Source organism: Streptomyces sp. NPDC093984 (assembly GCF_044764595.1).
GTDB classification, from domain to species: Bacteria; Actinomycetota; Actinomycetes; order Streptomycetales; family Streptomycetaceae; genus Streptomyces; species Streptomyces cynarae.
On the sequence record NZ_JBIWIM010000025.1, the window covers coordinates 1 to 23,331 of the forward strand.

Annotated in this window: 19 protein-coding genes and 1 pseudogene; 16 read left to right on the forward strand and 4 right to left on the reverse strand. The window is 70.3% G+C overall.

What is annotated here, in order from left to right; genetic code table 11:
* The first annotated feature begins 283 nt into the window (after positions 1-283).
* The 3 genes from ACIRC0_RS37510 to ACIRC0_RS37520 all read left to right on the forward strand — a co-directional run bounded on the left by ACIRC0_RS37510 (position 284) and on the right by ACIRC0_RS37520 (position 2,782).
* On the forward strand, positions 284-625 hold the full coding sequence (locus tag ACIRC0_RS37510) for a hypothetical protein (RefSeq protein ID WP_403625932.1): 342 nt from the start codon (positions 284-286) through the stop codon (positions 623-625).
* Positions 626-748: 123 nt separating this feature from the next.
* A complete protein-coding gene (locus ACIRC0_RS37515; protein ID WP_403625935.1) occupies positions 749-1,453 on the forward strand; it encodes a hypothetical protein in 705 nt (234 codons plus the stop codon).
* Positions 1,454-1,867: 414 nt separating this feature from the next.
* Positions 1,868-2,782 (forward strand): replication-relaxation family protein, encoded by a 915-nt coding sequence (locus tag ACIRC0_RS37520; RefSeq protein ID WP_403625938.1) that lies wholly within the window; start codon positions 1,868-1,870, stop codon positions 2,780-2,782.
* A gap of 20 nt (positions 2,783-2,802) precedes the next feature.
* On the opposite strand, the gene ACIRC0_RS37525 is transcribed toward ACIRC0_RS37520, so the two are convergent.
* Positions 2,803-3,528: a GNAT family N-acetyltransferase gene (locus ACIRC0_RS37525; RefSeq protein ID WP_403625941.1), complete on the reverse strand. Its 726-nt coding sequence runs from the start codon at positions 3,526-3,528 to the stop codon at positions 2,803-2,805.
* A 149-nt stretch (positions 3,529-3,677) separates the two neighbouring features.
* On the opposite strand from ACIRC0_RS37525, the gene ACIRC0_RS37530 reads away from it, so the two are divergent.
* Positions 3,678-4,805, forward strand: coding sequence for a hypothetical protein (locus ACIRC0_RS37530; RefSeq protein ID WP_403625944.1), 1,128 nt, complete (start codon positions 3,678-3,680; stop codon positions 4,803-4,805).
* 205 nt (positions 4,806-5,010) lie between these two features.
* On the opposite strand, the gene ACIRC0_RS37535 is transcribed toward ACIRC0_RS37530, so the two are convergent.
* From ACIRC0_RS37535 to ACIRC0_RS37545, 3 genes are read right to left on the reverse strand one after another with little or no spacing between them, the layout of a single operon-like run.
* Positions 5,011-5,829, reverse strand: coding sequence for a hypothetical protein (locus ACIRC0_RS37535; protein ID WP_403625947.1), 819 nt, complete (start codon positions 5,827-5,829; stop codon positions 5,011-5,013).
* On the reverse strand, positions 5,745-6,446 hold the full coding sequence (locus ACIRC0_RS37540; RefSeq protein WP_403625948.1) for a hypothetical protein: 702 nt from the start codon (positions 6,444-6,446) through the stop codon (positions 5,745-5,747). Before ACIRC0_RS37540 ends, ACIRC0_RS37535 begins: the two co-directional genes overlap by 85 nt.
* Before the next feature lie 25 nt (positions 6,447-6,471).
* Positions 6,472-7,887: a hypothetical protein gene (locus ACIRC0_RS37545; RefSeq protein ID WP_403625951.1), complete on the reverse strand. Its 1,416-nt coding sequence runs from the start codon at positions 7,885-7,887 to the stop codon at positions 6,472-6,474.
* A 705-nt stretch (positions 7,888-8,592) separates the two neighbouring features.
* Between ACIRC0_RS37545 and ACIRC0_RS37550 the strand changes: the two genes are divergently transcribed.
* The 12 genes and pseudogenes from ACIRC0_RS37550 to ACIRC0_RS37605 all read left to right on the forward strand — a co-directional run bounded on the left by ACIRC0_RS37550 (position 8,593) and on the right by ACIRC0_RS37605 (position 23,320).
* Positions 8,593-9,525, forward strand: a complete 933-nt coding sequence (locus ACIRC0_RS37550) for a conjugal transfer protein (RefSeq protein WP_403625954.1) — start codon at positions 8,593-8,595, stop codon at positions 9,523-9,525.
* Entirely contained in the window at positions 9,522-9,863 is a 342-nt protein-coding gene (locus tag ACIRC0_RS37555; RefSeq protein WP_403625958.1) for a hypothetical protein, read from the forward strand. The genes ACIRC0_RS37550 and ACIRC0_RS37555 overlap by 4 nt, the downstream gene beginning before the upstream one ends.
* Positions 9,860-10,438 carry a hypothetical protein gene (locus ACIRC0_RS37560; RefSeq protein WP_403625961.1) on the forward strand — a complete coding sequence of 193 codons (579 nt, stop codon included), beginning with the start codon at positions 9,860-9,862 and terminating at the stop codon, positions 10,436-10,438. The genes ACIRC0_RS37555 and ACIRC0_RS37560 overlap by 4 nt, the downstream gene beginning before the upstream one ends.
* Positions 10,435-13,107, forward strand: a complete 2,673-nt coding sequence (locus ACIRC0_RS37565) for an ATP-binding protein (RefSeq protein ID WP_403625964.1) — start codon at positions 10,435-10,437, stop codon at positions 13,105-13,107. Before ACIRC0_RS37560 ends, ACIRC0_RS37565 begins: the two co-directional genes overlap by 4 nt.
* The gene (locus tag ACIRC0_RS37570; protein WP_403625966.1) at positions 13,104-13,454 is read left to right on the forward strand and encodes a hypothetical protein; all 351 of its coding nucleotides are present in this window, start codon (positions 13,104-13,106) and stop codon (positions 13,452-13,454) included. Before ACIRC0_RS37565 ends, ACIRC0_RS37570 begins: the two co-directional genes overlap by 4 nt.
* A 1-nt stretch (position 13,455) precedes the next feature.
* Positions 13,456-16,203: a hypothetical protein gene (locus tag ACIRC0_RS37575; protein WP_403625969.1), complete on the forward strand. Its 2,748-nt coding sequence runs from the start codon at positions 13,456-13,458 to the stop codon at positions 16,201-16,203.
* 35 nt (positions 16,204-16,238) lie between these two features.
* Complete coding sequence (locus ACIRC0_RS37580; RefSeq protein WP_403625972.1) at positions 16,239-17,351, forward strand: C40 family peptidase; 1,113 nt, start codon at positions 16,239-16,241, stop codon at positions 17,349-17,351.
* The gene (locus ACIRC0_RS37585) at positions 17,348-17,992 is read left to right on the forward strand and encodes a hypothetical protein (RefSeq protein WP_403625974.1); all 645 of its coding nucleotides are present in this window, start codon (positions 17,348-17,350) and stop codon (positions 17,990-17,992) included. The genes ACIRC0_RS37580 and ACIRC0_RS37585 overlap by 4 nt, the downstream gene beginning before the upstream one ends.
* The gene (locus ACIRC0_RS37590) at positions 17,968-20,595 is read left to right on the forward strand and encodes an ATP/GTP-binding protein (RefSeq protein ID WP_403625976.1); all 2,628 of its coding nucleotides are present in this window, start codon (positions 17,968-17,970) and stop codon (positions 20,593-20,595) included. Before ACIRC0_RS37585 ends, ACIRC0_RS37590 begins: the two co-directional genes overlap by 25 nt.
* Positions 20,596-20,693: 98 nt before the next feature.
* Positions 20,694-21,486 (forward strand): annotated as a pseudogene (locus ACIRC0_RS37595) (replication-relaxation family protein).
* Between the two features lie 359 nt (positions 21,487-21,845).
* A complete protein-coding gene (locus ACIRC0_RS37600; protein ID WP_403625979.1) occupies positions 21,846-22,445 on the forward strand; it encodes a hypothetical protein in 600 nt (199 codons plus the stop codon).
* Complete coding sequence (locus tag ACIRC0_RS37605) at positions 22,439-23,320, forward strand: ATP/GTP-binding protein (protein ID WP_403625982.1); 882 nt, start codon at positions 22,439-22,441, stop codon at positions 23,318-23,320. Before ACIRC0_RS37600 ends, ACIRC0_RS37605 begins: the two co-directional genes overlap by 7 nt.
* Positions 23,321-23,331 lie beyond the last annotated feature (11 nt).

Here is a 23,331-nt window from a genome sequence, read left to right on the forward strand (position 1 = left end):
CCGCTACGAACGCAAGGCCGAGCACTTCCTGGCCTTCACCGCCATCGCCTGCAGCCTCATCTGCTACCGCAGACTCACCAAATGAGACGACGTCTAAGAACGTTGACGACGGCCCGGAGTTCACCGCCCTCGAGGAGCAGGTCCGCGCGGCACTGGAGGAGGAGCCCCGCAAGGAGCCCGACCTGGCCCAGCGGACACGGCGATCGCCGTGCGATGGCTGTGCCGCTCCGCTCTGAGATTTCCCGCAAGCCTCTGATCTTTCTTGAAGGGCATACTGCTGGTGATGACGACGACCACCCAGCGCCTCCTCGACCTCGCCGCGGCCGCACCGGCCAGCCACGACGAGGACTTGGTGCTGCTCCTGCGCGAAGCGAGTGAGCTGTACCAGCAGGGTTTTGCAGACCTGCGCGACACGGTGGCGGCCCGCTTCGCCGGGCTGGCCGGTGGGGATCTGGTGGCGGCCGCGACTGCGGCCGGCGTGCCGTGCGATGCGTCCCAGGACCGCGACGAGCTGGTCCTGCTGCTCGCCCTGGCCGAGTGGGAAATGACTCCGGCGGCCCTGGCCTACTCGGAGATGGCCGAGGACGCGGCTCGCCGCGGTGTGTGCCTGATCCCGGAGGAATGACTTCTTCCTCGCACCGGCCGGGAAACCCTGGGCAGTACTGGACTCCCGCCCCGAACTCCTGCCATTATGTGAGTTGTGAGCCGGGCAGGCCGGCTCACCTCCGACAGGACGGACGGTTCTGCCATGACCTCGCGCCGTGAGCCTCGCCTGGCCGACGCTGCCGAGATCGCGGCTGAGCAGGGCCTGACGCCCGCGCGGATCAGCGGCCTCTACAACGACCGCGCCGAGAACGGCTTCCCTGAAATCGCCGACATGCGCGGCCGCGCCCGCCTGTGGGACCACGCGAGGGTCAGCGAGTGGTTCGCGAACCGCCCGTCGGCACGACTGCGCGAGCACAAACCGCCTGCCCGTGACCCTGATGACCTGCTGAACGCCGCCGAGGCCTCGAGGTTCCTGGGCTACAAGAACCCCAACCAGGTCACCACCTTCGTCCGCGACCACCCCGGGTACTTCCCCGACCCGGACGTCGTCGAAGAGCTGGGCACCGCCGAAAACCCCTACCGCCGGCAGATGTGGCGCGTGCAGACGCTGCTGGACTGGATGGCCACCCGGCCCGGCCGCGGCAAGCACGCCGGCGCGAAGCGCACCGCGCCCGCACTGCCCGGCGTGCCCGTCGACGGCGACCCCGACGAGCTACTCGGAGCGACTCAAGCCGCGGCACTGCTGGGGTTCAAGAGCGTCAACTCCTTCTCCAGCAGCCTGTCCCAGGGCAATCTGCCCTTGCTGGAAACCCCCGACGCGCTCACGGAGAAGGGCGGGCGCCGGCGGTGGACGCGTCGGCGGATCCTCGAGCAGGCCGCCCAACCCCGGGGCAGAAACCGGCGGTGAGCGCCCCTTCGCCCACCGCCCCATAGACGCGGCATCCGGTTACGGGTCGTTGGTCCCTTGCGGGCCGGGTGTCGCACGATGGCCGGCATGGCGTGGCTCGCCACCACGCCCCGCAGCAGCCCTCGGCTGCTGCGGACCGGCCATCGCCGAACTTCTCTCCGGCCGTCCGTTTCCTGGTTCACCCGCGGCGCCTTGCCGTAGTGGTGGTGAACTCCCCTACAGGAGCAAGCTGCTCTGGCGCGACCGTGGTCGGGGCCATGGATGTCAGCAATGACGCAGAGCGCGAGGCTGTTTCGACTTCGTGACCATGGTCGGGGCTTCGTGGTGGGGGGTCTGGTCGGGGCCCGCCGGTTTCCTCAGCAGCAACCGAAGGTCTCCTCCTGAGATCGCCACGGCCGCGGAAGGAAACGCCTCATGAGCAGCGCCGCGCGGAGCACTCCGGCTACGAAACTGGCCCCGAGCCCCGCTGAGCCCTTGGCCCACCAGGTGCTGGCGGGACTCGCCCAGCACCGCATCGCCACCACCAGCCAGTTGCGCCGGATGCTGCGCCCGGACGGCACGCGGCAGTTGATGTCCCGTGTTCTGAACAGGCTGCGCTCCGACGGCTTCGTCGACTGCACGGTGCTGCCGGACGCGAACCGGACCCGTACCAACGCCTGGTACCTCACGCAGGAAGGCGCGCGGCTGACCCGGGACCTGCCCGTCCTGCGGGGGCGGCCGCCCTACCCCATCACCTCGACTACGGCAGCGTCGCTGAAGACCCCGCACACGCTCGCCGTCGTTCGCGCTCACCTTGCTTTCGCCGCAGACGCCCGCCGGCTCGGGCACGAGCACGGCCCCTGGGACTGGACCCCTGAGGTGTCCCACTCCATCGGCGAGGGTGAGCGGATCGTGGCCGACGCGGTGATGTACTACACGGTCGTCGAGAGCGAACACCGGCGAAAGCTGCGCGCGTTCGTGGAAGTCGATCGCAGCACCATGAGCAGTGAGCGGCTGGCCGTGAAGCTGATCGAGTACGCCCGCCTGTTCCAGTACGAGGCCCAGCCCGTCGGCCGGCGGAGGCAAGCGTCCGTAGGTCCTGCGTGGCTGCGCTGGTATCCGGTTTTTCCCCGTGTGCTCTTCGTGCTCACCGGTGCCTCCCGGGCCAGGCTGGAGAATCGGATGAGCGATCTGCAGGCGATGGTGGCTCAGCACCCGCTCGTGGCGGGTCTCGCTCGGGAGGTCCGGCTGGGAGCCGCCGTGCTGGAAGACCTGGAGCAGCACGGTCCCGCGCAGGACGTGTGGATGCCTCTGGTCGGCGGTAATCCTCGCCCGTGGACGGACCTGTGAGGTGAACGGCCGGCGGTCGCTCAGCGGGGAGGCCGCCAGCGGGTGAACACGCATTGGTCGGGGCCGGCGTGGATGCCGAAGGGCAGGTCGATCCGGTCGAGAAGGAATCCTTCGCCGGGGGCGTGCACGGTGTATCCGCAGCCCTTATAGAAGGCGTCCAGGTCCCGCTCGGTCTCGAAGGACCCGTACAGCAGGAAGTAATCGAGCTGGTCGTAGACCTGCCAGGCCCGCTTCAGCAGGAAGCTGGCGAGGCCCTGGCCGCGGGCCTGCCCGGCTACCGCCAGGCCGTGTACTTTGCCGATGGCCACGCTCAGGGTCACAGCCTGCACGTTGCTGTACCCGTGCTCCAAAGCCCGCTCGATGATGGTTCCGGGGGCGGTGACGGACAGAGCGCCGATCGGCCGGTCCTGCTCGTCGGCGGCCACGAGAGTCAGGCTGACGCTGGCCATCGAGTCGGCCATCACCTGCCCCATGGCCCGGCGCGCGAAGTCCTCGAAGAACGTCTTGGTGGTGCCGTCCAGGCCGTCCAGGAGGGCGGCGCCTGCCGTGCCCTGCTCAATGGAGGACCGCAGAGCCGGGATGAGCCGGGCACCAGCCGTGTCCAGCAGCGCATCGACGGTGTCCGTGTCCGCTGCCGTGGCGAGCCGCACCCGGGTGCCGGCGGGGCCGGGCCAGCCCTTCCGCAGCCGGTCGGCGGACAGCCGCACTGGTCTGCTGCTCCCCTTCTTTGCGGTGCGCTTGGCCACGGACAGCCCCCTGGGGTCGGCATGAACTGGGACGACGCTGACATGAGGGATGCTGTCCAGCGTGAAGGCCGTTCAAGGACTATTTCCCGGCCGAATGCTCATGCTCCATTGGCCAGTTGGCGCCTGCCTGGGTGGGTGATGATGACGCGGTGAGTCTGGATCTGAGCAACTACGAACTCCGCTGGCCGACGTCGCTGTTCGCGTCCGAAGGTGAGCGTGTCCTTCGGTCGTCGAGCACCTCGTGGGAGGAGCAGGCGATATGGCTGCTGACGGAGGCCCTGGCCGGCACCACAGCGGTGGCCGACTTCGAGGACCTGTCCAATCGCCCCGCACCTTCGGACGACCCGTGGTCCAGCACCACCCCCGGCTGGGGGAAGCGGGGCGGGATGGACAAGCGGGACTGGCTGACAGAGCTGGTCAGCCGCGCAGCTGAACTGCGGCATGCGGCCGAGCCGCGACCGTACTGGCCACAGCGGCAAGGCCGCGGCCTCTCGCACGACGGCAGCACAGCGCGCGACACCCGCCGTGACTTCGCCCGGATCATCAGCGACTTCGCCGACAACGGCTACCTGGTGGAGGTCTTCGGCGAGGAATGCGTCGACGACCCCACCGAGCTGCCGGACGCCTCGCGAGTGATCGAGCGGCGACTGGGCATCCCGGACCTGTGGCCTCTGACCCCTGAGACATGGGACGAGGACACCTTCTTCGGTCTGATCGAGGTCTTCCACGACCTGGTCAGCCGGCCCCGCACGCGCCGCTTCCACTCCTGGAACAGCTGCGGGTGGCACCACTCGGAGTTCCACAACGGTCCCGCCCGCATCCTGTACCGGGGCAAGGTCAACGAGCTGCTGCGCGAGGCCGGCATCGAGTACGAGCTGGCTGCCGAAGGCGAGGACCTCGGGCGCCTGGTCGCCGTCACCGACGATGCCCGCAGCGCGCTGGTGCACCGGGTGCTCAACGACAGCGCCCCGGACATCAGGGCCCGGGTCCGCCACGCGATCGCCCTGTTCCGCGGCCGGGACACGACGGTGGAGAGCAAGCGGTCGGCGATCGTCACCCTCGCGGGCATCCTCGAGGAACGCCGCGCCCTGCTCAAGGACAAGCTCGGCAAGGACGAGGGGGCACTGTTCGAGATCGCCAACCGCTACGACCTGCGCCACCGCAAGGCAGACCAGCGCGGCGACTACGACGAAGCGTTCCTGGACTGGATCTTCTGGTGGTACCTCGGAACGGTGGAGCTCACCAACCGGCTCATTGCGTCCCGGACCGCTGGCTGACCCTCGCGCACCATTACCCGAACCCGTGGTCGAAGCCCTCCAAGATCGGGTCAAGCTCGGCGGCGGCGCCGCACAGCGAGCACAGTCGCCGGCGCGAGCGTTAAGTGTTGATCAGTCTGCCGCCCCAGGACGCCGGTCCTGGGGCGGCAGACGTTTGTCTGAACCGTCGTGGCCGCTTGATCAGCGTTCTGCTCCCACGCTGCTGTCAGGCGCTCTGGCACAGCGGCGGCAGGAGTCCGTCGCCCGGCCAGAAGGGTTGCTCGGCCGCAAGGCCGGTGAGGAACACGCCGACCTCGGTCAGGACCTTGGTGCGGTCGTCCGGTCCGTAGACGGTGAACTCCCCTGCTGCAGCGTCGAAGGCGCGCACCTGGCTCTCGGGGCCGGTGCAGATCAGGGCCCGGGCGACTTCGGGGAGTCCGAGGCTAAGGGCGTCGCACATCTGGGTGCGCACAAGGTGCACCAGGTCGACGGTGGCGCGCTCCCAGTCGCCGACCGTCGGCCAGTCGGCGCCGCCGTTCAGTTCGTGGGTGAGGGTGGCCAGCGGGATGATCTCGCCCGGCTTCCTTCCTCGGGTGAGGAGGTCGTGGATCCGGGTGCCGTCAGGCTGGAGTACCCGCGGGTGGAGCAGGGTGTCGGCGGCCACGAGCGTGGTGTTGATCTCCTGGGTTCCGGGGCCGGGGAAGTAGGGCTCGTGTGCGAAGAGCAGGTAGACGGCTGAGGTGCGGGCAGCGGTGTCGGGCTCGGGCATGACGAGTGCTCCCTCCAGTGGTGATGTGCCGGGCATGTGCTGAGGTGCTTGCCGTGTCGTCGACCGGACGCCAGGCGGCCGCCCCGGCTTACGGGCCTGGTCCGCGTTGTCCGGGCCAGCCTCGGCGGGTGCCTGCTTGTGGATCTGGGCGACCTGGTCGGCGAGCTGGAGCATCAGCCGTTCGCGGGCGATCAGTTCGCATGAGGCCGAGCGGGTGTCGTGCGTTTGGAGCAGGTCGGCGGCGTCCCACAGCAGTTGCTGGCCGATCTCAGCCACCGGCGCAGCTCGTAGCGCTCACTGCCGGCGGCGGCCTGGATGAGGCAGGTGTGCAGGGCTGCGAGGCGCTGGAGGTAACGGCAGGCGCTGGCGCCTTCGACGCTGCGGACGTGTTCGCGGGCCCGGGCGTCCAGCGTGGTCGGCAGGTCTTCGGCAAGCAGCGGCGCGAGCACGATCGCTGGCAGGGCGACGTCGGCGGGGATGCCATCGGCCATGGCGAACAGGCCGGCGACCAGGCTGAAGAACGCGACCGCGACGGTGACGAAGCGCAGCGAGCCGGGGATGCCAGGGGCCAGGCCGATACGCCGGGCGGGGCGTCTGGTCAGCCAGCGCAGGGCCAAACGCTGCGTGGGTGTGGCCGATGGGGTGAGGACTCCGATCTCGAGGGGGAACTCAGGCCGGGAGCCGTCGCCTGGGACAGTCCAGGCGAGCCAGCCCCACAGGGTGCGCTCGTAGACGAGCACAGGTTCGCACTCGGCTGTGCACGTTTGATCGCGGACGTGGCCGGTTCGCAGGGCGCGTGCGTGTTCCGCCTCCCACCGGCCCAGGTCAGCCGCGAACGGGTGCAGGTGCTGGGTGAAGCCGCTTGGCGGTGGTGTGCGGCGGGTGTCGGTCACGGGTTGCTTCCTTTCGGTTGGTCGGTCAGGCGGAGGCGCACGTCGTGCAGCGGCCGTCGCCGTCGGGGTGGGCTCGCTTGCGAGTTGGTCCGGGGCAGGTGCGGCACAGCGGCCAGCCGAGGCAGGTGGGGCAGAGGTCTTCGCCGGGGGCGGTGGCGGGCACGCCGCAGCCGGCGCACTCGACGAGGGCCCGGTAGGTGAGGGCTTGGGTCACGGAGCGGGCGGCGGCCGCTGTCGATGACCGCTCCCTGGTCGCCTCCGCGAAGGGTTCGTCCGGCGGGGCCGCGCCGGGGCGGGTGGCGGTGGCGGGCGGCGGGTAGGCCTGGGCGGCGCGGAGCCGGGCGGCGATGATCGCACCGATGGAGGTGCGCACCGGATTCGGCAACGGTCGGCCGGTGATGACGTGGCGCAGCTGCTCGGAACTCCAGCCGGCCTCCAGCATCACGGTCGCCACGCGGCCTTGATCGGTCAGTGCCGGCCCGGTCAGCAGCAGTTCGGGACGGCTCGCCCCGATGTCCAGAAGCAGCTGGATACCCGCGTGCATCTCGTCTGCCGAAGGCGGCGGCTTCGGCGACGTCGTCGCGTGCGAGGGGGCCGTCCGTGCGTTCGTGCGCGCGGCGTCGCCACGGTCGCACGGACGGACGGGGTTGGTCTTCTGCTTGTTGGTCTTCTTAACGATGGTGTTCTTAGTGCCGGGATCAGCCAACACTGGCTCAGCCAATCCTGGATAACCCGACTCTGGTTGTGAGCTGGGGTTTTGCAGGGCGGGCAGGTCGGTGATGAAGTACAGGGCCTGCCCGAGCGTGCCGTCGGGGTTGCGGCCCCGGTCGCGCAGCAGGAATCCGTGGTGCTCCAGTTCCTCCAGGCCGGTGGTCACGGCGTCGACGCGTTCGCGGCCGTGTCGGGCCAGGTTGGCGACGGTGATCTGCCAGCCGTCCCGGTGGGTGCTGATGTAGCCAAACAGTCCCTTCGCCTTGAAGGAGATCCGGCTGTCCCTAAACAGCGCGTTGGCGATCTGCGTGAACTGGTCCCCTGCCATCACCCCGCGGCGGATGCCCGCGCCGAAGTCGGTGTCGCTGCCGGGTTCCCGGAAGGTGGATGCTGGGTCGATCGGGGGAACGTCCGGGGCGGCGGGACGGTCGGTGATGCTGTAGACGATCTCTCCGAGGGTGCCGTTGGGGCGGCGCACGCGATCGCGGACCAGATAGCCGAACTTCTCCAGCTCGTTCAGTCCTGCCCGCACCGCGTCTCGCCCGTCGGGACCTAGGGCGACGAGGGCGGCGATGGTCACCAGCCATCCGTTGCGGTGGGTGCTGATGTAGCCGAAGAGTCCCTTCGCCCGGTACGAGATGCGGCTGTCGCGGAACAACCCGTTGGCGATCTGCGTGAACTGATCGGCCGCCATCACGCCGCGGCGGACCCCGGATCCGAAGCCGCTCATCGCGCCGTCCGGTATGCAGGCCGCGTGCGGTGGCCACGGCAGCACACCGTGCCCGCCGGGGTGGGGCGGCCGGTGGGCGCGAAGGCGGAAGCGTACGTGCGTTCCATGCCGTCAGCTCATCCGCCGACCCCGACCAGGCTGACGGCCATGAGCCCCGACCATCGGTCACGATCCGGCAACGCGGCCTTCTAGCTGCCGTGGTCGGGGTCGTGGTCGGGCCGACCACGCCTTGCCAGCACGGTGCGCACTCGTTGCGCAGCCCCGATTGCGCAGCCTCCGTGGGCGTTGCGCAATCGGCCTGCGCAACCGATCGAGGGTCGTGCGCAGTCGGGTTGCGTGCAGCGGGTGCGCAGTGCGGCCCGTGGAGCCCGATGTCTTCTTGCGCAGGGCCGGGTGTGCCGATGCGCAGGCCGCCCCCGCGGGTCTGGCGGTGTCCTTCTGCGCACCCGCGGACCACGTCTGCCGGGGTGCAGCAGACGGGTGTTCGCGCATCCGTCGGCGGGGTGCCGGCAGATGACGCGGTGAGCGCCAGCAGACCCACGTCGGGCCCATGGTCGGGTCTGTGGTCGGGCCGACCATGGCCCCGACCACGGGCTTCGTGTCCCCATCGTGACCGTGGTCGGGGTCTCGTGGTTGGTGGTCGGGTCGGGGCCGGCGGGTTTTCTCAAGGTCAGCAATTACACGTTCTGACCTGGGAGTTTGACCATGTCTCCTGGCAAGCAGGCCTCATCGAGCGAGGCTGCTGCTCCGATGGCGGGTGGCGCCCGGCTGGAGGCGATGCGGCGCCGCGTCCGGCTCTCGCGCCTGGCGGTCTGGACCCTCATCGCGGCCGGCCCCGTCGCCCTGGCCGTCACTGTCGCCTCCACCCCGACCACGGTCGAGGCGGCTACTCCGGCCAAGCCCACCGCCGTGCGCACCGCGGCGGCCGCCGCCGACCCGGCCGGCTATGCGCAGTTGTTCGTCAGCGCGTGGCTGCGCAGCAGCGCCGTTGATGCGACGACTGCGCAGGCGCGGCTTGCACAGTCGATCGCGCCGGACGTCGAGTTGCCCAGCCCGGCAGCGGGTGCGCAGTCGCGGCCTGCGTCTGTGACGGCGGTTCGCAGTGCGCAGCGCGCGGGCGGTGCGTGGTCGGTGACGGTGGCTGCGCAGTACGCCGACGGATCGGTGCGCTATTACGCCGTCCCGGTGGCCGCCGACGCCTCGGGCGCTTCGTTCACGGTGACCGGTGCGCCCGGAGTGGTGGCCGGCCCGCGGCGGGCCGAGGTGCCGAAGTCGCCGTACAGCGTGAGTGTCCCGGAGGGTGATCTTTCCTCCGCGGTCGGGGAGTTCCTCGCCGCCTACCTGACCGGTGCCGGAGAGGTTGCCCGCTACCTCGCGCCCGGTGTGCAGATGTCGGCGGTCTCCCCCGCCCCGTACACGGCGGTCTCCGTCGAGCAGGTGTCCGCGGTCGAGGAGGCCGCGGCCGCCGAGAAAGTTCCGGCCGACGGCACGGCGGTGCGGGTCCTGGTCCGGGTGGAAGCCCGGGACGCCCGGGGCCGGTGGCCGCTGGCGTACGAGCTCACGCTCAAGGCCCGCTCCGGCCGGTGGGAAGTCGCCGCGCTTGAGTCCGGTACCGCTCAGGACGGGGCTGTCCAGTGAACACGGTGCACAGCCTGGTGCTCGCCGGGCAGCTTAACGACCTCGGCGACTCCTGGATCAACATGTTCAAGGAGTGGGCGACCAAGGGTCTGCAGGCCGGTCTCGTCTGCCTCGTCGTCGTCATCATGATCCAGAAGTTCAGCCTCAAGGCCGGTATCGGCGCCTTGCTGCTGATGATCATCGCGCTCGGGCTGTACAACTCCCGCGACAGCCTCGCGAACATGTTCGAGGACGAGGTGAAGAACCCGGCCAAGGGCGCACCAGCCGTCACCGGCGTCGTCCAGTCCGAACTCCCGTCCTCTCGTGACCACTCGCCGGGTGTCGGAGGCTGGCTGTGACCGCGGCAGCGGCGCGGGTGGGCCGCTTCTACACCGCCGCCCGGCGCCATCCCTGGGTGCTGGGCAAGGTCGCCGACTGGAAGATCCCGCTCGGTCCCTACACCCCCGCGCAGATCGCGGTGGCCGTCGGCGGCGGCTTCCTTCTGATCAAGACCGTCAGCTGGTGGTCGTGGATGGGGCCGGTCCCCATCGTCGCGTGGGGGCTGGCGATTTGGGCGGTACGCCGGCCGAAGATCCGGGGCCGTGCGCCGCTGCAGGCCGCGTTGGGCTGGGTGCTGCTCGGCTGGCAGCCCAGGGGAGGTCGGATCGGTGGGCGGGCCGCCCGCGACCGCGCGCCCCGACCGCTGCTCGGCGGCTTCACCATCGAGGGCGCGCCCGCGCCGGGCCCCGCTGTGGAGGCCTCACCGTCCCCTGCGGCTCGGCAGAGTGCCCCTCGCGCGCCGCTTGTGCGCCCGGCCGCTGGTCCCTGGTCGGTCCGCCGCCACATGGAACCGGCTGCTCCCGCACTGCCGGCTGGGCCGGTCTCTGGTGTGCAGCAGCTGCTCGCGCTCGCCCAGCAGGGGGGTGCGCGGTGAGGGTTCCGATCCGTCACATCGCCGGGCACCTGGTGTGGTCGACGCAGGGCAGCGTGTGGGCCGTCTACCGCCTTCACCCGGGGCCGGACGCGCAGGGCCAGCGTGAGGAGACCGTCCAGGGCACGTACGTGCCCGCCGCGGTCCGCGACGAACAGCTCGCCAAGATCACGCATCTGGTGCGCTCCCTGTCCGGGGCCCCGCGGCTGTTCGGCCTGTGCGCGCAGGTCGATCCGGGTGAGATCGCCCTGAAGATGATCGAGGGCATCGAGCCGGCCGAGCAGGCACCTGGTGCGGGCCGGCACCCGTGGGTGGAGAACGTCGAAGCCACCCTGGAGCTGCTGGACGACCAGGAGATGCACCGCCGCACCCTGTGGCTGGCCGTGCCCCTGCAGACCGAGACCAGCGGACTGCAGGTGGCGGCGTCTCTCGGCGCGGCGTGGGCCGAGATCGCGCCGATGCTGGGCATGCGCCCGGCGCCGGTGGCGCGGCGTGAGGTGAGCGCCTACCGCGAGCAGGCCTCCCGGGTAGAGGCCGCGCTCGCCGGCGGCATCGCCTTCCGCCCGGCCCGCCCGGCGGAGATCGTGTGGATGATCCAGCACGCCCTGCACCGAGGCCTCGCCGAGCCCCTGCTCGCCGAAGCCGAGACCAGCGAGTTGTACGGCGGGCAGATCCGGGACGGCGTGCTGCGCTCCCCGAGCTACGCCGACCTGGGCCAGGTCCGCCTGCAGGAAGGGGGCATCGACCCCGACCTCGACGACGTCGATGAACTCAAGACTGCGGCCCGGATCACGCGGTCGGGCCGCAAAGCCTGGTGGCGGGTGAATACCGGCTCGCCGCTGGGGCGGCGCTGGTTGCAGGTCGAGTCCGACGCCGGAGTCGGCTACCAGGCGCAGTTGGCGCTGGCCGAGTGCCCGCCCGCGGTCAGCCAGGATGCCGCTGGTCTGTTCGCCCAGCTGGAGATGCTCGACTTTCCGGTCGACTACACCGTCGACCTGACGCTCGTGCCTGCGGAGAAGGCCCGCGAGCAGGTGCGGCGCAAGAAGAACGAGCTGATCGACCAGGCTGACCAGTACGACGTCCGCCCCACCGGCATGCCCGCCTCGCTCACCGAGGCCGCCCGCGACCTGGGCGAGCTGGATGCCCGCCTGTCCCGCACGTCGGTCGAGGTGGAGGTGCAGTCCGTCACCGCACTGACGGTGTGGGGGCCGACAGCGGCCGTCTGTGATGCCCGGGCCCGCGCCCTGTCGGCGCTGCTCGGCGGCGCCGACTACCGCGCTGTGCGCCCGGCCGGCCTGCAGGAGGCCCTGTTCGCCCTGGGCCTGCCCGGCACGGTACGGCCGGGTGTGGTGCGGGAGTTCACCCAGCATCAGATCAGCGAGGACTGGGCGCTGGGCGGTGCCTTCACCGTGGGCGAGGTCGGCGACCCCAACGGCATGTTCCTCGGCATCGACCTGGACAGCGGCACAACCCGCCCGGTGATGATCAACGTGGCGGACGCGCCCAAGGTCGACGCGTCCGCCTCGATGGGGATCGTCGGGGATCTCGGTGCGGGCAAGAGCGTGCTGCAGAAGCTGATCGCGGAGGCGGTGTGGGCGCGCGGCGGCTGCGCGATCTGCATCGACCGCACCCCCGTCCGTGAGTGGGCCACCTTCGCTCGCACCGCGGCCAAGGGCCGCGCCCAGATCATCGACGCCGCCCAGGCCGAAGTCTCCATCGACCCGCTGCGCATGTTCGACGGGCCGGAGGGACGGCACTACGCCCTGTCCTACCTCACCCTGCAGCTCGGTATCGGCCCGATGAGCACCAGCGGCGAGGTCCTCCACCATGCCGTCGAGCAGGCCGTCGCCGGCCCGGAGCCGTCCATGCACCGCGTCTTGGAAGTCCTCGAGGAGATGGCCGGAAGCGAGGTGGGCAAGCGGAAGGACGCGGCCTCCACCCTCGCCGGCCTCATCCGCGTCGTCGCCACCAACTCCCTGGCCCGGATGGTCTTCGACCCGACGCTGCCGCCGGTGCGGCTGGACGCCTCCAGCACCACCGACATGATCGTGATCACCACGACCGGTCTCAAGCTGCCTCCCAAGGCAGCGTTCGACAAGCCCGAAGTGCTGCACCAGCAGCCGCTGGAGGCCCTGATCGGCCGCGCGGTCCTCTACCTGATCGCCGCGATCGCCAGGCAGACCGCGTTCGAGGACCCCGAACGCTTCACCCAGGTGGTCCTGGACGAGCTGTACTGGCTGACCTCCTCTGCCGAGGGCACCGCCCTGGTCCACGAGATCCTCCACGACGGCCGCAAGCACGGCGCCGGGCTCCTGGCCGGCTCGCACGACGCCGAGGAACTCGGCCCCGACCGCGGCCTCATGGCCTACCGGGCGCTCGCCCGCACCACCGACCGCGAACGTGCCCGCCGCGGCCTGGAGTTCGTCGGGCTCGACCCGAACGACGACGCGTTGGTGCGTCTAGTGACCACCGGCCTGTCCCCCGTGGGCCAGAAGGGCCGGGAGGGCGAGTTCCTGCTGACCTGCCCCCGGCAGAACACCGGCCGCATCAAGGTCTCCATCCCCCGCATCCCGCGCATCACCACCTCCATCACCACCACGCCCGGACGCCGCACAAGCGCTGCCCCGCCCTCTGAGGCTGTGGATGCCCGTCCGAAGGAGCACGTGCGATGACCACTTCTTCCTGGGACCGCGCCCGGCGCATCTCCGCGGCCGCGAGCATGCTCACCGTGATCGCCATCGTCATCGGCACGGTCATCCTCACCTTTGGGGTGGGCGTGCCGGACGCGTGGTGGCCGCATACCGGGCAGGCCTTCGCCGCTGACACGCGCACCGCGCACCACGATCCCTGTGCCTTGATCGTCGGCCCGGCCAAGGCGTACTGCGAGCGGGGCGCCACCACCGGCACCGCAGAACGGCGGGACGTGGCGGGTGCAGCGTGGAGGCTGGGGACCGCCGGTGCGGGTGCGGCTGCCCTGGTGGTGTGGCGGCTGCGGGCCGCTGGGCAAAGGCGGCGCTGAAGTGTTCCGTCCAGACCGCGCGACCTGGCGTTCGGCCGGCTTCGTCGTGCTGCTCACCGGAGTGTTCCTCATGGTGAACACCCAGGTCGTGTACGCGGCCAGCAGCAACAGCGAGACCGGAGACCTGCTCGCTCCGCTGAACATCACCTCCTCCGAGGGCGTGCCGATCGACGGGTACGACCTGAACGCTTCAGGCGGATCCATCGTCGCCTTCAAGACGCAGGCCCTCGCCTTCGCGCTCAGCGGCCTGTTCACCCTGATCCGGCTGCTGGTGGGGCTGGCGGGTTGGGCAATCGAGGTCGCCTTCCGGTTCCCGCTGCTGAAGATCCTTGCCCGCCCGGCGCAGAAGGTCGCCGACACCTACGACACCGTGGTGGTCGACACCCTGGGGCTGAAAGGTCTGCTGCTGGCCTGGGCGTTTGTCTTCGCCGGATTCATGATCGTGCGCGGGCGGGTCGGCCGCGGTCTGGGCGAAATCTTCCTCACCCTGCTCATCGGGGCGATTGCCGCCTCGGCACTCATCCGCCCCGACACCCTGCTCGGCACGGACGGCCCTTTGGGCCAGTCCCAGCAGGTGGCTGCCGAGGTCGCACAGGAGAGCGTCAATTCCTACGACTGGGGCGGCAAGCTCGCCAGCTATGACCCGTGCGCCGGCATGGCCGGCAACGCCGAGCTCAAGTGCGAGGAGCGAGAAGGCGAAGGAGCGGTTTCCTCAACCGAGGTGGCCCGCCCCATCCAGGATTCGATCACCAACGCCTTGATCGTCAAGCCGTTCATGCTCCTTCAGTACGGGCGCATCCTCGACCCGGCTAAGACTGCCGACCGCAAGGCCTACGCCGTCCACCTCAAGTGGATCACCGGCGGGTACATGCCCCGCTCAGGCTCCTCGGACAGGGCGAAGGACGCCTGCAGCAAGATCATCGGCCCGGCCAAGAAGTACTGCGAGCGCGACGTCGACGGCGGCACACCGAGCGGCGGCACCGATCTCCCGGAGTTCACGCCCGGAGGCGAACTCCTCGACGCCTCCAACGCGATCGTCACCGACGAGGACCAGGCGTTCGCCGCATTCCTCGCCGACATGAAGAAGGCCAGCCCGGTCGGCAAGTCGTGCGCCGCCTACGCCGAGAAGCCCACCTGGTGGCGGCTCGGTGGCGCGTTCCTGCTGCTGATCGCCGCCCTGTTCATCTGCGGCATGCTGCTGTCCAGCGCCATCGTGCTGCTCGGCACCCAGGGCATCTGCGCGGCCGCCGCGGCCGCCGGCGGCGTCACCTTCATCGCCGCCATGCTGCCAGGACCCCCGCGGCAGAGCGTGTGGAAGTGGCTGTCCCTGTGGGGCATCGCGGTCCTGGCCGTGGTCGGGATCTGCGCGTTCATCCCGTTCTTCGGGATCGCCGTCGACGCCACCATCACCAACGGCCCGCAGCTGATGGTGGAGCGGATCCTGCTCATCGACGTCCTCGCCATCGCAGGCGCGGCGGGGCACCGCCGCCTGTTGACCGGCATTACCTCCTTCGGCCGGCGCATGGCCATGCGGATGCGCTACGCCAAGGTCGGCGGCACCCACATGCCGGGCGACACCTCCGAGCTCGGCGCCGCGCTCGCCATGAACTCCCCCGCAGCAATGGGCGGATACGGCGGCGGGCTGCGCGCCTTCGCCGGCGGGGGCGGCGGCAGGTTCGGGATGCTCGGCACCCGGCAGCGGCTGATGGGCGCGCTCACCTCCCTGTTCGACGGCGCGGGCATGCCGGTGGACACTGGCGGGCTCCTCGCCGATGCCACCGCCGAAGCCGGGCGGGGGCTCGCCCCGCTGACTGCGGCGGCGGCCGTGGGTGGGCTGGGCGCACGGCTCGGCGCCAAGGGCGCGCACTGGTTGCTGGTCGGCCGCCGTCCGGACAAGGAGCAGTTGGCCAAGTGGCGCAAGCCCACCGCAGATGGCGACCCGGGCGCGGGCGGGCTTTCGGGCGGCGGGGACGGTGGCTCAGGCGGCGGCGTAGGTCCGCGTCGGCCTTCAGGGCCGCCCGACCGGTACCGCAACGAGCAGGGCCAGGTCGTCGACCGCAACACCGGCCAAGTGCTGCACGACCAGAACAGCGACCGCACGCTGCTGTCGACCCGGGCCCACAACCGGCTGGTCCGTTTCCGCGGGTACCGCATTCTCAACCGGGGCGGCCGGGCCGCGTACGGGGCGACGGTCGGTCTGCCGGCGAACGTCCGCCGGGCGCGGTCGGGGGGCTCGCGCTACTCCCAGGACGCCCGCCAGCAAGTGCGGGTATGGGGCAACACCGTCCGCGAGGACGGCCGGGCCTGGGGCGACACGGGGCGTCACGTGGCCCGTGTCCTGCGGGAGAACAGCGACAGCGGCGGACCTGGTCCATTCGCCAGCCGCCGCCTGCCGACTGCAGCCACGCCGGCGCCGCCCCCTCGCCCGGCAACGCCTGCGCGTCCCGCACCGTCCGGCCGTCCCTCGGGTGGCCGTCCGGCACCTGCCCCCGCGCGGCCCGCTCCGTCGGCGGGTAGTCCCGCGGCAACTCCGGCGCCGGCACCGCTCCCGCGCCGGGACGGCCCTACCCCGCAGCCTCGGTCCGATCTCGGCGGGCCCGTTCTCCCCGGAGGCGGGAGCGCCCGCAACCGGACGCGTGACGAGGCGCGGGCCCGGATGCAGGAGCTGATGCGGCGCACGGCGCCCGAGGCCGAACGTCTGCGCCGGGAGCGGGCCCGGCAGCGGGACGAGGACGGTGACGACGAGTGAAGCCGCCGGGACGCCGCGTCCGGCGGTGGGGATGCATGGTGGCGCTGCTGATGTTCGCTGCCGTGTGCTGTGCCGCGCCGGTCGGGAACGCAATCAGCGCGTACGTCGCGCTGAAGACGGGTGCACAGGACGACGGCGGAATCGCCGAAGGGGGCAGCGCCGCCGACATCCCTGCCCGGATGCTGGCCGCCTACAAGAAGGCCGTCCAGCAGGTCGGAAAATACGTGCCGAAGTGCCAGGGCATGCGCTGGCCGATCCTGGCCGGGATCGCGAAGGTCGAGTCCAACCACGCCATCGGCAGGAACATCGCCGCAGGCGGCGACATCCGCCCGAAGATCTACGGGGTGCTCCTCAACGGCTCCGGCCAGGGCGGCAACACCACCGTTTTCCCTGACACGGACGGCGGCAAGTGGGACGGCACGGCGAACGGGGAGCGCGCCGTCGGCCCCTTCCAGTTCCTGCCCTCCACATGGGAGGGAATCGGCAAGGACGCAGGCGGCGACAAGATCGCCGACCCGCACAACGCCGACGACGCCGCGCTCGGCGCCGCGATCTACCTGTGCGGAGGCGGCCGTGATCTGACCAAGCGGTCGCAGCTGAAAGCCGCGATCCTGCAGTACAACCACTCGAGCGAATACGTCGCCAACGTGCTGGGATGGATCGACCAGTACACGGCGGCCGCCAAGGACCCGGACCTGAAGAACGTCACGGGCAAGGTCCGCACCGTCATCGAGGCCGCGCTCTCCCAGCGCGGTGTCCCCTACTCGTGGGGCGGGGGCAACGCCAACGGCAAGTCGTACGGGCTCTGCTGCTCGCCCAGCGGCAAGAGCGGCGCGAACATCAAGGGCTTCGACTGCTCCGGGCTGACCCAGTACGCGTACGCGAGGGCCGGCATCAGCCTGCCCCGCACCGCGGCCGCCCAGGCCGGTGTCGGCAAGCGGATCCCAGCCGGACTCGGCACGAGCGCGCTCAAGCCAGGTGACCTCGTCTTCTACGCCACCGCTCCCGGACGCGATTCCACGATCTACCACGTCGGGATCTACGTGGGCAGCGGACAGATGGTCAACGCCGCCCGCCCGGGCACCGTAGTGCGCCTGGACGCCGTCAACGCGATGTCCGGCTATGCGGGGGGAGCACGCCTGCTGTGACCACCACCCCGCGCTCACCGCGCCTGCTGTTGCTGAGCACCGCCCTGCTCGCCGTCGCAGGCGTCGCTCTGTTGGGTATGCCGCATGGTCAGGAGCCGGCGGCTCCAGCGACGGCCTCGACCGCGCATGCGGCCACGGATCCGTCGTCGGCGGCTGCTCCGCTTACCGCCAGCGATCCGACCGTCGGCACGGCTCCCTCCGCGAAACCCGCTGCATCGACGCCGTCGGCCGTGGAGTCCGCTCTGCCGCCGCACGGCGAGGGTGTGGCCGGCGACCGGGCCATCCAGCGGAACCTGGAGGCAGCCTGGCCCGCTGACCTTCCCGCCGCCGACGAGCGGGAGTTGCTCACCGCCGGTCGTGCGCTGCTGCGCGCGGACGCCACCGGAGTCGGCCGCGAGAAGTGGCCAGGCGTCTTTGGCGACTCAGGCCAAGTGGTGGCCCCGGCGTTCGCCACCGCTCGCTTCCGCATCCAGGCCTCGATCGCCCGCCGCGACGGCAGCCCGAACAGGGCGGTGGTCCACCTGGTGTGGGCCGGCATGGACCGCGGCGGCACCTTCACCGACCTGCGCATCACCGACTGGTTCTTCACCCGCACTATCAAGAAGGGAGCAGCGACGTGGACTCCGCAGCCCCGTACCTGACGGACCGGGCCGACGACACGGCCGCTGGTCAGGTACTCGACCTGATCACCGGTCTGGTCGACGCCGCCGACTGGCTCTACGACCACTGGTACCTGCTCGCCCTGGCCATCGCCGTGTGCTGGGGCGTGGGCGAGCTGGTTGTACGTCGGCTCGCGGCGCGCGCCTCGGCCGAGCGGATGGCCCTGGAGCTAGTGTCCAACAGGCACTTCGCCCCGAGCCCGGAGGAGATCTTCCGCCGCGGCGTCCAGCTCGCTCGCGCTTCCACGGCCATGCCCTGGTGGGCGCCCCGCCGGGCGAAGACCGTGCAGATCAGGCTGCGCGCGGACGGCTCCAGCCCGCTGCGCTACCGCATCGAGGGCCCGGCCGGCGGCCAGCGGCTTTTGTCCATCACCCCCTTCGGGCCGGACGTCACCGTCAACCGGGCCCGCCCGATCGCCGATGAGCCACGGACGCACACCGTGCGCGCGGAATTCATCCTGCGCGGCAAACCCACTGCCCCGCTGCGCGAGGTGCCCCTCACCCCCGACCCGCTGCAGCCGCTCGTCGACGCCGTGTCCGACCTGCGCGCCGAGCTCGGCGACCTCGCCGAAATCCGGCTCGACATCCAGCGCGCCCCCAAATGGGCACTGCGGGCGCGCCGCCTGCAACTGATGGGCGCCGCGCGCCGCTCCGAACGCCGCGAGGCCCAGCGGGCCGCGCGCTGGCTGCGGCAGGACGCCAGCGGCATCGAGGACTCCCTCACCTGGCAGATGCAGCAGCTGCTCAGCGACAAGCCCGCTGCGAGCGCCGGACGGCGGCTTGTCATGCCGCCGGTGCCCCGCCGAGTGGAGCCGGCCGAGGCGCTGGGCAAGCTCGCCGACGACGACCACCTCGTCCGGGTTCAGCTGCTGGTGATGTGCGCCTCGAACACCGAGGGCCGCGCCCAGGCCCGGCTCGCGCAACTCCAGGCCGCCCTCGACGTGTTCGGCGGCCGCTCCAGGTGGGCCATGCGCGGATGGCGGCTGGGACCGTGGCGGATCGGCGCCGACCACTGGCCCACCAAGCGTGGGTTCGAGCGCCGCTGGACCCTGGCGCACTGCCAGCCGCCCCGCGCGAACTGGGTGAGGCTGGAAGAGCTGACGGGTCTGCTCAAGCCGCCCACCATGCACTGCCGTCTGCCAGTGCTCGCCGGGGAACTGCCAACGTTCAAGTTCGGCGATCCCGAGCTGCTACTGCAGGGCATCTACCGGAGCCCGGACGGCCGCGAGCGCCTGGTCGCCACCTACGCCGAGGAAACCCTGTTCGAGGTTGGTGTGGGCAAGGCCGGCGGCGGCAAAACCGAGCGGGCTTTGGCACAGGCGATCGGCTGGGCCCATGCCGGGGGCGGGCTGCTGTTCGTCGACCCTCACCGTGACTCCTGGCCCCGAGCCACCACCTTCCTCGCGCACCAGGACCTCATGCCGCGGATCGCCCTCGTCGACCTCAACGGCCTCGGCGCCAACCCGCAGGTGAGCTCATGGAATCCACTCGGCATGCACCAGGGCCAAACGGCACACGAGGTCGTCGAAGCGATCACCGACGCCTACGCCTCCGCACTGGCCTGGGACGATGCAACCGCACCCCGCGCGATCACCATCCTCACCGCCGCGCTGGCCGTCCTGGTCGCCGTCAACGAGGCCGCCTGCCAGGCCGGCCGCCCCGAGGACCAGGCCACGATCTTCCACGTGCGGGCACTACTCACCGATCCCGCCTTCCGCAAGGCAGCGCTCGCCGCGGTGGCCGACCGCCTACATGAGGAGACCCGGTCCTGGTGGCAGGTGGTCTTCCCGACCCTGCCGCCCGACGCATTCGCCGTGGTCCTCAACCCGATCGCCCGCCTGGCCGCAAACCCCATCACGCGTGCCTTCCTCGGCCAGCCGGTCGGCGTCTACAACATCCGCGCCGCGATGGACTCCCGGATGGTCGTGTGGGTGTGCCCAGGCGGCAACGGGCCCACCGACCGGCTGGTGACCGCGCTACTGGCCCGCGATCTGCTGCGGGCCGTACGCTCCCGGCGTGACACCCCGGAAGCCAAGCGGGTGCCGTTCCGCCCGTACTTCGACGAGCTGATCACGCTGACCGGCGCGGCGCCGGAGACCATCGCCGCCATGTTCGAGGACTTCCGCAAGTACAAGTGCCAAGTCCACGGCATGACCCAACTGCTGGCACGCCTTCCCTCGCCGGTGCGGCTGTCCCTGGTACAGAACGCCTCCACACTCGCCACCACCGCCGGATCGAAGTCCGCGATCGCACCAATCACCGCCGAGTGGGGCGAGGACCCCAGCCCGGACCGAGTGGCCACCATGGAGCGGTTCGAGCACTACGTGTCCATGAACGTCCACGGCCGCCGGGTGGGACCGGTGCAGCTGCGCGGGCCCCATCTCGACGCGATCTTCGCCGCTCAGGCCCGCCCGCGGCAGGTTCCCGCGCTGGAGCAGGCCGCCCTCGCGAACGCCGGAGCACTCCCCCTGGATCAACTCACCGACCACTCAGCCCAGCAGATCAGCCGTGTCGCCGCCTTCCTCGCGGAGCACTCCCCCGCCACCGCCACCCCCGTCCCTCTGACGAAGGAGGAATACGAGTGATCACCGCCCAGCCGGAGGACCGTGCGGCTGCGGGCTTCACGCCCACCCCCACCGAGCCTCTCAAACATCAGCTCCTGGCCACGCGCGCCCAGCACCGCATGGCATCCCCCCATCAGCTGCATGTCCTGTTGCGGCCCGACCGCTGCCGCCAGTCGGTCTCGGAACAGCTGAACGACCTGCTCGGCCAGCGCCTGATCGACTTCGCCGTGCTGCCGCAATCCCATCGCACCTGGGTCTGGTACCTCACGCCGAAGGGCGCCCGCCTCACCCGGGACCGGCCCACGCTGCGGGGCCGTCCGCCGTATCCGATCACCTCGGCAACGGTCGCCTCGCTCAAGACCCCGCACACCCTTACCGTCCTGGGTACGCATCTGGCCTTCGTCGCCGATGCCCCCGCCGCGGCGACGAGCGCGGTCACCTGGACTGGACCCCCGAGGTGTTCCACTCGATCGGCGACGGAGAGAGGGTCGTAGCCGACGCCGTCATGCGCTACGCACTCATCGACGGCCAACAGCGGCGGAAACTGGGGGCATTCATCGAGATTGACCGGACCACCATGAGCAGCGAACGCCTAGCGTCCAAGCTGGGTTGTAGGCGTACGAGCCGCAGCCCGTCGGCCAGCGCCAGCAGGCAGGCGGGCCCGGCTGGCTGCGCTGCTATCCGGTGTTCCCACGAGTCCTGTTCGTGCTGACCGGCGCTTCCCAGCAGACGATGGACAACCGAATCAGCGACCTCAAGGCCATGGTCACCCATCATCCCCTCGTGGCCGACCTGGCTCGCGAGGTGCCGCTGGGAGCCACCATCCTCGACGACCTCGAAAACCACCAACCCACCGGACACGTATGGGCACCGCTCACCGGCGGCGAGCGCCGCTCATGGACGGAACTGTGAGCACAATCGGCCAATTCCTCAGGGATCCCAGGGGTGGCGCTTTTTGTATCCCTCCCCGTGATCGGGCGTGACCTGATGTGTCCCCCGTCGTTTCAACATACCTGCCCGGGGGCTCGTTAGCGCACGCGATCAGCGAAGAGGTAGAACTGCAAACCGATTCCCAAGTTCCGAAAGTGACCAAAAGTGATCGCCGCTACGAGAGTGAACTCGACCATGAGGCTGGGAAGTTGACCGGCACATGCGTAACCTTGCGACCACACAACGCACATTAGCGCAGCTCGACCAGGTTTCATCAGGCGAGCTACGGGGGCGCGTCCTCGCCAGACGACCACCCAAGGCGCGCCGAACGGGGAGGCATCGTGACACGACGCACACACCGCACTGTCCGCTCCACTGTTCGCTTCCGAAATCTTGCCGCCGCCTCCGTCATGCTGTGTGCCGCACTCGCCTTGTCCGCGTGCAGTTCCTCCGACAGCAATGGTGAAGCGGTACCCCAGACATCGTCGGCTTCACCGACGTCCTCTGCCTCCGAGGACCCGACAGAAGTCGCCAAGAAGGAGGCGATTGCGGCCTACCAGGGCTACTGGCGGCAGATGGAGAGGCTCTACGCCGACCGAAGCGGTGCCGGTGCGGACCTTGGTAAGTACGCGGCCTCAGCTGCCTTGAAGAATGCGGAGGCTGACGCCAAGCATGCCCATGAGCGTGGACGCATCAACATCGGCGCTGTCACCGTCATCGCACCTACGGTCACCAAGTTCGATGCCGAGGGAGGGATGCCGAACGCCACCATCTCCAGCTGCCTCGATGTCTCAAAGTGGCAGACCGTCGATGCGGAAACCAAGAAGCCGGTGTCCCTCCCGAGTAACCGACTGACGAAGTACCTGATCGTCAGCGTGGTTGAGAAGAGGTCGCAAGGATGGCGGGTCATCCGCGATGAGCCCCAGGGGAAGTCATGCTGACTCGCCGCGTTGCCGTCACGGCGGCGACGCTTCTGCCCTTGCTAACCGCGCCCTCCACTAGCTATGCGGACGGAGACCCCAAAGGTAGTGGCAGGGCCGAATGCGGTCTGTACACCTGTCAGGTTGAGGCCGACGTCCCAGGTCAGGCCGGTAGCCAAGAGGGGGGCCTCAGCAGCACGGGCGAGACGGGCGAAGGCGGCTCATCGGACAGTGTTGACGACCCCTTCAAGAATGTCTGCACCTACAACCTCGCAGACCCACAGCCACCCGCCGGCAGCCTGGACTGGGAAGGCCACAAGCCCGGCGACGGAGCTGTGTACGAGCAGCGCTGCACGAGAGACGGAGGAAACCTCACCATCGTCCGGATGGTGTGGCTAGCCGACCCGCCCCAGCAAGACGCTGTCGACCCGGCTGTCTTGGCGCAGCAGGCCGTAGACAAGATGACCCTCCTCGGCCCTGACATCGCCAGTCCGCGCCCGGCCGGGAAGTACACCGTGGGCGTGCCGATGTGGTTGTGGGTGAATCAGAGCGCCACGACCTACGGGCCCAACACGGCGTCGGCCTCCGCGGGCGGCGTCACGGTGACCGCAACCGCCAAGGTGTCGAAGATCGAGTGGCGGATGGATGATGGCGCCACCGTGACGTGCGCGGGTCCCGGCACGCCCTACAGCGCTTCCGCCGGCATGGCTCAGTCCCCGACGTGCGGTCACGTCTATTCGAAGACGTCAGCAGGCAAGCCGAGCGGCAAGTACCAGGTCACCGCGACGTCGACGTGGACGATCAACTGGCAAGGCGGTGGGCAGGGCGGCCAGCTCGCCGAGACCCGGCAGTCCCAAATGCAGGTGGCGGTCGGCGAACTGCAGGTCATCAGGTAGCGCCGCCGGAA